We start from the raw sequence: 8,678 nt of genomic DNA, 5'->3' as shown, positions 1-8,678 counted from the left end.
GGCGGTACCAGCCGCGCAGGGACTCCGAGCTGATACCGAGTTCCCGGGCGACGGCGGTGACCGTCTTGCCGTGGCCCGGCAGCAGGGGCAGGGACACCGTCAGGCCGTGCGCCGCGTGGTGCTCGGCCCAGGGCCGCAGCGACTGGGGCGAGCCGGTGAAGCCGTGACAGAGGAGGACACCGACCTCCCCGCCGGCATGGCGGTACGGCTCGGCTCCGGGGAGAACCGGCACCTTCGCTCTCCAATTCGTGAGACGGGAACCACGGGGAACCAGGAAAACTGCGTGAGGTGGGAACTGCGAGAGGTGGAAACGACGACTTCCGATGTGCTTCACCGTACGCGACGGCACTGACACCGACCAGGGTCGTCGGGGCCATTCCCGGCGCTCCGGGTTAAGGTCTGATCTACGGAAACAGGAGGCACTCGGTTGTTGTACGGCGCGATGAAGGTCGCTATCGGGGGACCGCTCAAGGTCACCTTCAGGCCCTGGGTGGAGGGCCTGGAGAACGTCCCGGCCGAGGGCCCGGCGATCCTGGCGAGTAACCACCTGTCCTTCTCGGACTCGTTCTTCCTGCCCGCGGTGCTGGACCGCAAGGTCACCTTCATCGCCAAGGCCGAGTACTTCACCACGCCCGGTGTGAAGGGCCGCCTCACGGCCGCCTTCTTCAAGGGCGTCGGCCAGCTCCCGGTGGACCGCTCCGGGGCGCGCGGCGCCGGCGAGGCGGCGGTGAAGAGCGGCATAGAGGTGCTGGAGCGCGGCGAGTTGTTCGGCATCTACCCGGAGGGCACCCGCTCGCCCGACGGCCGGCTCTACCGCGGCAAGCCCGGCGGCCTCGCGCGCGTGGCGCTCGCGACCGGCGCCCCGGTCGTCCCGGTCGCCATGATCGACACCGAGAAGATCCAGCCGCCCGGGCAGGTGATGCCCAAGCTGATGCGTCCGGGCATCCGCATCGGCAAGGCCCTGGACTTCAGCCGCTACCAGGGCATGGAGCACGACCGGTTCGTGCTGCGCGCGGTGACCGACGAGGTCATGTACGAGATCATGAAGCTCTCCGGCCAGGAGTACGTCGACATCTACGCGACCGCCGCCAAGCGGCAGCTCGCGGAGGCCGCCAAGGCCGAGAAGGACGCGGCGAAGGCGGAGAAGAAGACCGCCGGGTCGTAGCACCGGGCGGCGGCGCGGGGGCGCGCGAGGGGGACTGGGGGGACCGGGGGAGATGACCAAGCGGGAACGTGTCGTACGGATGTCGGTGGAGCAGCCGCTGTGGCGTGCGCTCACCGGCTACCGCGTGCTGACCCTGCTCTACGCGATCGGCCTGTTCGCCTCCGCCTACGAGGACTACGACCGGCCGGGCGTCGCCGTCGCCTACTACGCCGTCCTGACCGTCTGGACGCTGGCCACCCTGCCCCGCGTGCAGGGCGCGGCGGCCTGCACCAGGCGTTTCCTCGCCGTGGACCTCGCCGTCGCGCTCACCGGCATCGTGCTGACCCCCTGGGTGGTCACACAGGGCCACATCGACCGCGGCGGGTCCACGCTGCCGTCGATATGGACGGCCGGCTCGGTCCTCGCCTACGCCCTCAAGGGAGGCTGGCGCTGGGCCGCGTTCGCCTCCACCCCGGTGGCCGCCGCCAACCTCGTCGAGCGCGGCCACCCGGCCCGCGACACCGTCCACAACGTGATCCTGGTCTGGGTCGCCTCCATCGCCATCGGGTACGTCGTCGAGGTGGCCCGCGCCTCCGAGCGCACCCTCGCCCGCGCCCTGGAGATCGAGGCGGCCACCCGGGAACGGGAGCGGCTCGCCCGGGACATCCACGACGGCGTGCTCCAGGTGCTGGCCATGGTGCAGCGGCGCGGCACGGTCCTCGGCGGCGAGGCGGCCGAACTGGGGCGGATGGCGGGGGAGCAGGAGGTGGCCCTGCGCACCCTGGTCTCCGGCGGACTGGTGCCCGCCTCACGGGTCTCGGAGGACGAGGCCGAGGGCGCGGTCGTACGCCTGGTCGAGGAGCCGGACGGGTCGGGACCCGTCGACCTGCGCACCCTGCTCGCGCGGTACGCCGGGTCCCGGGTCAACCTGGCCGAGCCCGGTGCGCCGGTGGAGCTGCCGCCGGGCGCCGCACGCGAGCTGGCCGCCGCCGTCGGAGCCGCCCTGGACAATGTGCGCAGGCACGCGGGCACGGAGGCGCGGGCCTGGATCCTGGTCGAGGACGAGCCCGGCGAGGTCGTGGTGACCGTACGGGACGACGGACCCGGCATCCCCGAGGGGCGGCTCGCCCAGGCCGAGGGGGAGGGGCGGCTCGGGGTGGCCCAGTCGATCCGGGGGCGGCTGCGCGACCTCGGCGGCAGCGCCGAGCTGTTCTCCACTCCCGGGCAGGGCACGGAAGTGGAGCTGAAGGTACCGAAGGTCTCCCCGGGGAAGGCGGAGCGACGATGAGCATCAAGGTGATGGTGGTCGACGACCACCCCATGTGGCGCGACGCGGTCGCCCGGGACCTGGCCGAGTCCGGTTTCGAGGTGGTCGCCACCGCCGGGGACGGCGACCAGGCGGTGCGCCGTGCCAAGGCCGCCGCGCCCGACGTGCTCGTCCTCGACCTCAACCTGCCCGCCAAGCCCGGCGTCCAGGTCTGCAAGGAACTCGTGGGCCACAACCCGGCGTTGCGGGTGCTCGTGCTGTCGGCGAGCGGGGAGCACGCCGACGTCCTGGAGGCGGTGAAGTCCGGTGCGACCGGCTACCTGCTGAAGTCGGCGTCGACGGAGGAACTGCTGGACGCGGTGCGCCGTACGGCCGTCGGGGACCCGGTGTTCACGCCCGGTCTGGCCGGTCTGGTCCTCGGCGAGTACCGCCGGCTGGCCTCCGAACCGGCCCCGGCGGCGGACGCCGACGGGCCGGACGCGCCCCGGCTGACCGACCGGGAGACCGAGGTGCTGCGGCTGGTCGCCAAGGGGTTGAGCTACAAGCAGATCGCGGAACGTCTGGTCATCTCCCACCGCACGGTCCAGAACCACGTGCAGAACACCCTCGGCAAACTCCAGTTGCACAACAGGGTGGAACTGGTCCGGTATGCCATAGAGCGCGGCCTCGACGACGAATGATCCACAGGTGATGTGATCTTCGCGATTGACGGCAAGTAAACCAACCGCCCACGGATTCACCGGAATTGCCCTTCCCGCCCATCCCTGTGTGACCTGGATCACCACTAGCGTGAGCCCCACCAGGCAACCGCGGCGAAGGGACATTTCCATGCGGGTCGGAGTACTGACCGGAGGCGGCGACTGCCCCGGGCTCAACGCCGTCATCCGGGGCGTCGTCCGCAAGGGCGTGCAGGAGTACGGCTACGACTTCGTCGGCTTCCGGGACGGCTGGCGCGGACCCCTCGAAGGCGACACCGTCCGCCTCGACATCCCCGCCGTGCGCGGCATCCTGCCCCGCGGCGGCACCATCCTCGGCTCCTCCCGGACCAATCCGCTCAAGCAGGAGAACGGCATCCGCCGGATCAAGGACAACCTCGCCAAGCTGGAGGTCGAGGCGCTGATCGCGATCGGCGGCGAGGACACCCTGGGCGTGGCCGCCCGCCTCACCGACGAGTACGGCGTGCCCGTCGTCGGCGTACCGAAGACCATCGACAACGACCTGTCCGCCACCGACTACACCTTCGGCTTCGACACCGCCGTCGGCATCGCCACCGAGGCCATCGACCGGCTGCACACCACCGCCGAGTCCCACATGCGGGTCCTGGTCTGCGAGGTGATGGGCCGGCACGCCGGCTGGATCGCCCTGCACTCCGGTCTCGCGGGCGGCGCCAACGTCATCCTCATCCCGGAGCAGCGCTTCGACCTGGACCAGGTGTGCGCCTGGATCACCTCCCGCTTCAAGGCCTCCTACGCCCCGATCGTGGTCGTCGCCGAGGGCGCCATGCCCAAGGACGGCGACGTGGTCCTCAAGGACGGGTCCCTGGACTCCTTCGGGCACGTCCGGCTGTCCGGGGTCGGCGAGTGGCTGGCCAAGGAGATCGAGAAGCGCACCGGCAAGGAGGCCAGGACCACCGTCCTCGGGCACATCCAGCGCGGCGGCACGCCCAGCGCCTTCGACCGCTGGCTGGCCACCCGCTTCGGCCTGCACGCCATCGACGCCGTCCGCGACGGCGACTTCGGCAAGATGGTCGCGCTGCGCGGCACCGACATCGTCCGGGTACCGATCGCGGAGGCCACGGCCAAGCTGAAGACCGTGGACCCGCAGCTGTACGAGGAGGCCGGGGTGTTCTTCGGCTGACACCGGAGCCCGGGGCCGTACCGGCGCACGGCCCCGGGCCCACGTCCCCGGCTACCGGGCGGGCCGCCGCTCCGGAAGCGTGCGGGCGCCCTGCAACCCGGCGACCAACTCCCGTACCACCGCGGCGCCGTTCAGGGTGAGCACCGACTCGGGGTGGAACTGCACCCCGGCGACTGCGTTTTTCGGCGTGCCTCCGGCACGACGTGGCCCCCGCAGGGCGTGCACCTCGCCGTTCGCCGCCCGGCTCACCTCGACCCCGTGCGCCGCCAGCTCGCGGGCCGCGTCCTCGTCGCAGCGGGCCGCGAAGCTGTTGTAGAAGCCGACGGTCTCCGTGCGCCCGAACAGGTCCACGGTGGTCTGCGCCCCCTGGTGGGGGACCTCCTTGCGGACGATCTCCAGCCCCAGCTCCGCCGCGATCAGCTCGTGCCCGAGGCAGACGCCCAGCACCCCGTGCCGGTGCTCGCGGACCACCGACGCCGTCAGCTCCCGCAGGAACCGCATCTTCGGATCGGCCAGGTCGGACGGGTCACCGGGTCCCGGGCCCAGCACGATGGGACCCGCGTGCGCGAGCACGGCCGCCCGCAGCCCCGGCTCGTCGTAGCGCCGTACGGTCACGTCGAGCCCGCCCGAGCGCAGCAGATGCGCGAGCATCGCCGTGAACGTGTCCTCCCCGTCCACCACCAGCGCGTGCCCGGTCAGCTCCCTGGTCCGCTCCTGCATCCGCAGCCAGAACGGCGCGAGCAACGCCCGCCGCCCGTCCAGCGCGGCCCGGACCCGGGGGTCGTCCGCCAGCCGGGGACGCGTCCCCTCCTCCCGCGGCCGAGCCGGCCGTACCCCCAGTGCCGCCAGCACCCCCGCCGCCTTGGCGTGGGTCTCGGCGACCTCGCCCGCCGGGTCCGAGCCGCGCACCAGCGTGGCGCCGACGGGGACCCGCAGAAGCCCGCGCGCGTCGATGTCGGCGGTGCGGATGAGAATGGGGGAGTCCAGGGTCTGGGCACCGCCGGAGTCCCGGCCGAGCAGGGCAAGGGCGCCCGCGTAGTAGCCGCGCCCACCCACCTCGTGCCGTTCGATCACCCGGCAGGCGTTCTGCACCGGCGACCCCGTCACGGTCGCCGCGAACATGGTCTCCTTCAGGATCTCCCGCACGTCCAGCGAGGACTTCCCGCGCAGCTCGTACTCGGTGTGCGCGAGGTGCGCCATCTCCTTGAGCCGGGGGCCGACGACGACACCGCCCATGTCGCCGACGGTGCACATCATCTTCAGCTCCTCGTCGACGACCATCGACAGCTCCTCGATCTCCTTGCCGTCGGCGAGGAAACCGAGGAGGTGCTCCGGGGTCGGGCCCTCGGCGGGATAGCGGTACGTGCCGCTGATCGGGTTCATGACCACCGTGCCGCCGGACGTCCGCACGTGCACCTCCGGGCTGGCCCCGACCAGCGTCCGGTCCCCGGTGTGCACGACGAACGTCCAGTACGCGCCCCGCTCGCCCGCCAGCAGCCGCCGGAACAGGGCCAGCGCGTCGGCCCGCCCGAAGCCCGGGATCTCCCCCCGGTAGGTCCGGCGGATCACGAAGTTCGCGCCCTCGCCCCGGCCGATCTCCTCGCGCAGCACCCGGCCCACGATCCCGGCGTACGCGTCGTCGTCCACGTCGAAGCCGCCGCGCTCCACGCGCACGTCGTGGGCGGGAAGCGCGGCGAGCGCCTCGGCCAGCGGCACCCGGCCCACCAGCTCGGGGGTGAGCACGAGCAACGGCGTCCCGTCGTCCCGCACGTCGAAGCCCCGCTCGCGGATCTGCCGGAACGGCACCAGGGCGAGGCCCTCCTCCGGCAGGTCGGCGAGCCGTTCCCGGGCGGTGACCGGCCCGACCAGGACCTCCACCGTGTCCTCGTCGAGGCCCGGCGTGCGGCGGCGGAGCAGGGCGAAGGGGCGGTCGTCGTGGAGCAACTGGGTCAGGTCCATGGTGTTCCTCTGCGGTCCTCTGGCAGGTGGGAGAGGAACGACCCCGGAAACACCGAAGGCCGCCCCCCGGGCGGCCTTCGCGAAGTCTTGCGTACGCGCAGTCAGTGGGCCGCCGGAGAAGCGGTCCACCACCAGTTCTGGGTCGAGTGCGCGAACATGCGGAAAACCCTACCCCACCACCCGCCCTGTCCACAGGACAATCGTCGTGTCTCACCAGTCGAGCCGGAGGAAAATATGGCGACACGACCCCGTAATGTTTACGAGGTGACCGTGAACGCTAAGACCAGCCCGAGCGCTGGCAACACCTGGCGAGACCTGCCCGCGGCGCAGCAGCCCGAGTACCCCGACCCCGAGGCTCTGCGCGCAGTCGTTGCGGAGCTGGAGTCGTATCCGCCGCTCGTCTTCGCGGGCGAGTGCGACCAGCTGCGCGCCCGGATGGCGGCCGTCGCCAAGGGCGAGGCGTTCCTCCTGCAGGGCGGCGACTGCGCCGAGGCCTTCGACGGGGTGTCGGCCGACCACATCCGCAACAAGCTGAAGACGCTCCTCCAGATGGGTGCCGTGCTGACGTACGCGGCGTCCGTGCCCGTGGTGAAGGTGGGCCGGATCGCCGGCCAGTACTCCAAGCCGCGTTCCAAGCCGACCGAGACCCGCGACGGCGTGACGCTGCCGACCTACCGCGGCGACTCGGTCAACGGCTTCGACTTCGACGAGGCCTCGCGGATCCCGGACCCCGAGCGGCTGAAGCGGATGTACAACGCGTCCGCCTCGACGCTGAACCTGGTGCGTGCCTTCACCACCGGCGGCTACGCGGACCTGCGCCAGGTGCACGCCTGGAACCAGGACTTCGTGAAGTCCTCCCCGTCGGGCCAGCGCTACGAGCAGCTCGCCCGCGAGATCGACAACGCGCTGAACTTCATGCGGGCCTGCGGCACCGACCCCGAGGAGTTCAAGACCGTCGAGTTCTTCTCCTCGCACGAGGCGCTGCTGCTGGACTACGAGTCCGCCCTGACCAGGGTCGACTCCCGCACCGGCAAGCTGTACGACGTCTCCGGGCACATGGTGTGGATCGGTGAGCGCACCCGGCAGCTGGACGGCGCGCACATCGAGTTCGCCTCGAAGATCCGCAACCCGATCGGCCTCAAGCTCGGCCCGACGACGACGGCCGAGGACGCGCTGCGGTACATCGACCGCCTCGACCCGGACCGCGAGCCGGGCCGGCTGACCTTCATCGTCCGGATGGGCGCGGACAAGGTCCGCGACAAGCTCCCCGAGCTGGTCGAGAAGGTCACCGCGTCGGGCGCCACGGTGGCCTGGGTGACCGACCCGATGCACGGCAACACCTTCGAGGCGGCCTCGGGTCACAAGACCCGCCGCTTCGACGACGTGCTCGACGAGGTCAAGGGCTTCTTCGAGGTCCACAAGACCCTCGGCACCCACCCGGGCGGCATCCACGTCGAGCTCACCGGTGACGACGTCACCGAGTGCGTGGGCGGCGGCGACGAGATCTTCGTCGACGACCTGCACCAGCGCTACGAGACGGCCTGCGACCCGCGGCTGAACCGCAGCCAGTCCCTCGACCTGGCGTTCCTGGTCGCGGAGATGTACCGGGACCAGTAGGGGTGCTGAGCGACTGCTCTGGGGCGCGGATCACACCGGATCCGCGCCCCTCGCACTTTCGCGGTCCCCCGACGATGGGTAAGGTTAGGTTTGCCTCACCGAAAAGCGGGATGGCAGTAGGAAGAACCGTCCCGCAGGGAGGTGGAACCGCGTGTACGTCTGCAGCTGCTTCGGCATCACCGAGGCCCAGGTCAAGCAGCACGCGGCGGACGGCGCCTGCACCCCCCGCCAGATAGCCTCCGCCTGCAAGGCGGGCACCGACTGCGGATCGTGCGTACGCCGGATCCAGTCGATCCTCGGCCGCGGCGCCTGCCCCCGCCGCGAGCTCGCCGACCAGGGCCGCCCGGTGCTCACGGGACTGGACGAGGCCGCCTAGCCTCAGCTGCTCTCGGGCTGCTCGATGAGCTGTGCGATGTAGAGCGCCTCGCCGAGCTTCTCCAGCAGTTCCAGCTGGGTGTCGAGGTAGTCGATGTGGTGCTCCTCGTCGGCGAGGATGTCCTCGAAGATGTTCGCGGACGTGATGTCACCCTTCTCGCGCATCACCTTGATCCCGCGCTTGAGCCGGTCGATCGCCTCCACCTCGACCTGCCGGTCCGCCTCGAACATCTCCTTCACGGTCTGTCCCACGCGTACGTGGAACAGCCGCTGGTAGTTGGGCAGCCCCTCCAGGAAGAGGATCCGGTCGGTGAGCACCTCGGCGTGCTTCATCTCGTCGAACGACTCGTGCCGGGTGTACTTCGCGAGCTTGTACCAGCCCGCGAACCGCATGGACTGCCAGGGATAGGCGTCCCGCATGTTCGTGTAGGGCGCGACGGGGTCGATCCCGGGGCCGAT

At 71.1% G+C, this 8,678-nt stretch carries 9 protein-coding genes and 1 pseudogene; 6 read left to right on the top strand and 4 right to left on the bottom strand.

Annotation, left to right across the window (positions count from 1 at the left end):
* Window positions 1-232, bottom strand: a pseudogene (locus ABZ646_RS33575) (hypothetical protein); the annotation flags it as partial.
* 210 nt (window positions 233-442) lie between these two features.
* Here ABZ646_RS33575 and ABZ646_RS33570 point away from each other — a divergent pair.
* From ABZ646_RS33570 to ABZ646_RS33555, 4 genes are all read left to right on the top strand, one after another.
* Window positions 443-1,165, top strand: coding sequence for a lysophospholipid acyltransferase family protein (locus ABZ646_RS33570; protein WP_360527393.1), 723 nt, complete (start codon window positions 443-445; stop codon window positions 1,163-1,165).
* Between the two features lie 52 nt (window positions 1,166-1,217).
* A complete protein-coding gene (locus tag ABZ646_RS33565; RefSeq protein ID WP_360527390.1) occupies window positions 1,218-2,432 on the top strand; it encodes a DUF5931 domain-containing protein in 1,215 nt (404 codons plus the stop codon).
* Window positions 2,429-3,091 (top strand): response regulator transcription factor, encoded by a 663-nt coding sequence (locus ABZ646_RS33560; protein ID WP_360527387.1) that lies wholly within the window; start codon window positions 2,429-2,431, stop codon window positions 3,089-3,091. The genes ABZ646_RS33565 and ABZ646_RS33560 overlap by 4 nt, the downstream gene beginning before the upstream one ends.
* A gap of 148 nt (window positions 3,092-3,239) precedes the next feature.
* Window positions 3,240-4,268 carry a 6-phosphofructokinase gene (locus tag ABZ646_RS33555; protein WP_360527384.1) on the top strand — a complete coding sequence of 343 codons (1,029 nt, stop codon included), beginning with the start codon at window positions 3,240-3,242 and terminating at the stop codon, window positions 4,266-4,268.
* 51 nt (window positions 4,269-4,319) lie between these two features.
* On the opposite strand, the gene ABZ646_RS33550 is transcribed toward ABZ646_RS33555, so the two are convergent.
* Both ABZ646_RS33550 and ABZ646_RS33545 read right to left on the bottom strand, forming a co-directional pair.
* On the bottom strand, window positions 4,320-6,227 hold the full coding sequence (locus tag ABZ646_RS33550; protein WP_360527381.1) for an anthranilate synthase family protein: 1,908 nt from the start codon (window positions 6,225-6,227) through the stop codon (window positions 4,320-4,322).
* A gap of 101 nt (window positions 6,228-6,328) precedes the next feature.
* Complete coding sequence (locus ABZ646_RS33545) at window positions 6,329-6,385, bottom strand: trp operon leader peptide (RefSeq protein WP_071659820.1); 57 nt, start codon at window positions 6,383-6,385, stop codon at window positions 6,329-6,331.
* Between the two features lie 106 nt (window positions 6,386-6,491).
* Between ABZ646_RS33545 and ABZ646_RS33540 the strand changes: the two genes are divergently transcribed.
* Together ABZ646_RS33540 and ABZ646_RS33535 are read left to right on the top strand one after the other, a co-directional pair.
* The gene (locus tag ABZ646_RS33540; protein WP_360527378.1) at window positions 6,492-7,844 is read left to right on the top strand and encodes a class II 3-deoxy-7-phosphoheptulonate synthase; all 1,353 of its coding nucleotides are present in this window, start codon (window positions 6,492-6,494) and stop codon (window positions 7,842-7,844) included.
* A 151-nt stretch (window positions 7,845-7,995) separates the two neighbouring features.
* Entirely contained in the window at window positions 7,996-8,220 is a 225-nt protein-coding gene (locus tag ABZ646_RS33535) for a (2Fe-2S)-binding protein (RefSeq protein ID WP_360527375.1), read from the top strand.
* Window positions 8,221-8,222: 2 nt separating this feature from the next.
* Here ABZ646_RS33535 and bfr read toward each other — a convergent pair whose 3' ends face one another.
* Window positions 8,223-8,678: a bacterioferritin gene (gene bfr / locus ABZ646_RS33530; protein WP_360527372.1), complete on the bottom strand. Its 456-nt coding sequence runs from the start codon at window positions 8,676-8,678 to the stop codon at window positions 8,223-8,225.

It is taken from the genome of Streptomyces sp. NPDC007162 (assembly GCF_040634175.1).
In the GTDB taxonomy this organism is placed as follows: Bacteria; Actinomycetota; Actinomycetes; order Streptomycetales; family Streptomycetaceae; genus Streptomyces.
This window is presented reverse-complemented; position numbering and strand designations above follow the sequence as displayed.

Bases quoted from the DNA above. Each gene is read 5' to 3' on its own strand.
- ABZ646_RS33570 (WP_360527393.1), top strand. From the start codon at position 443: ATGAAGGTCGCTATCGGGGGACCGCTCAAGGTCACCTTCAGGCCCTGG.
- ABZ646_RS33565 (WP_360527390.1), top strand. From the start codon at position 1,218: ATGACCAAGCGGGAACGTGTCGTACGGATGTCGGTGGAGCAGCCGCTG.
- ABZ646_RS33560 (WP_360527387.1), top strand. From the start codon at position 2,429: ATGAGCATCAAGGTGATGGTGGTCGACGACCACCCCATGTGGCGCGAC.
- ABZ646_RS33555 (WP_360527384.1), top strand. From the start codon at position 3,240: ATGCGGGTCGGAGTACTGACCGGAGGCGGCGACTGCCCCGGGCTCAAC.
- ABZ646_RS33550 (WP_360527381.1), bottom strand. From the start codon at position 6,227: ATGGACCTGACCCAGTTGCTCCACGACGACCGCCCCTTCGCCCTGCTC.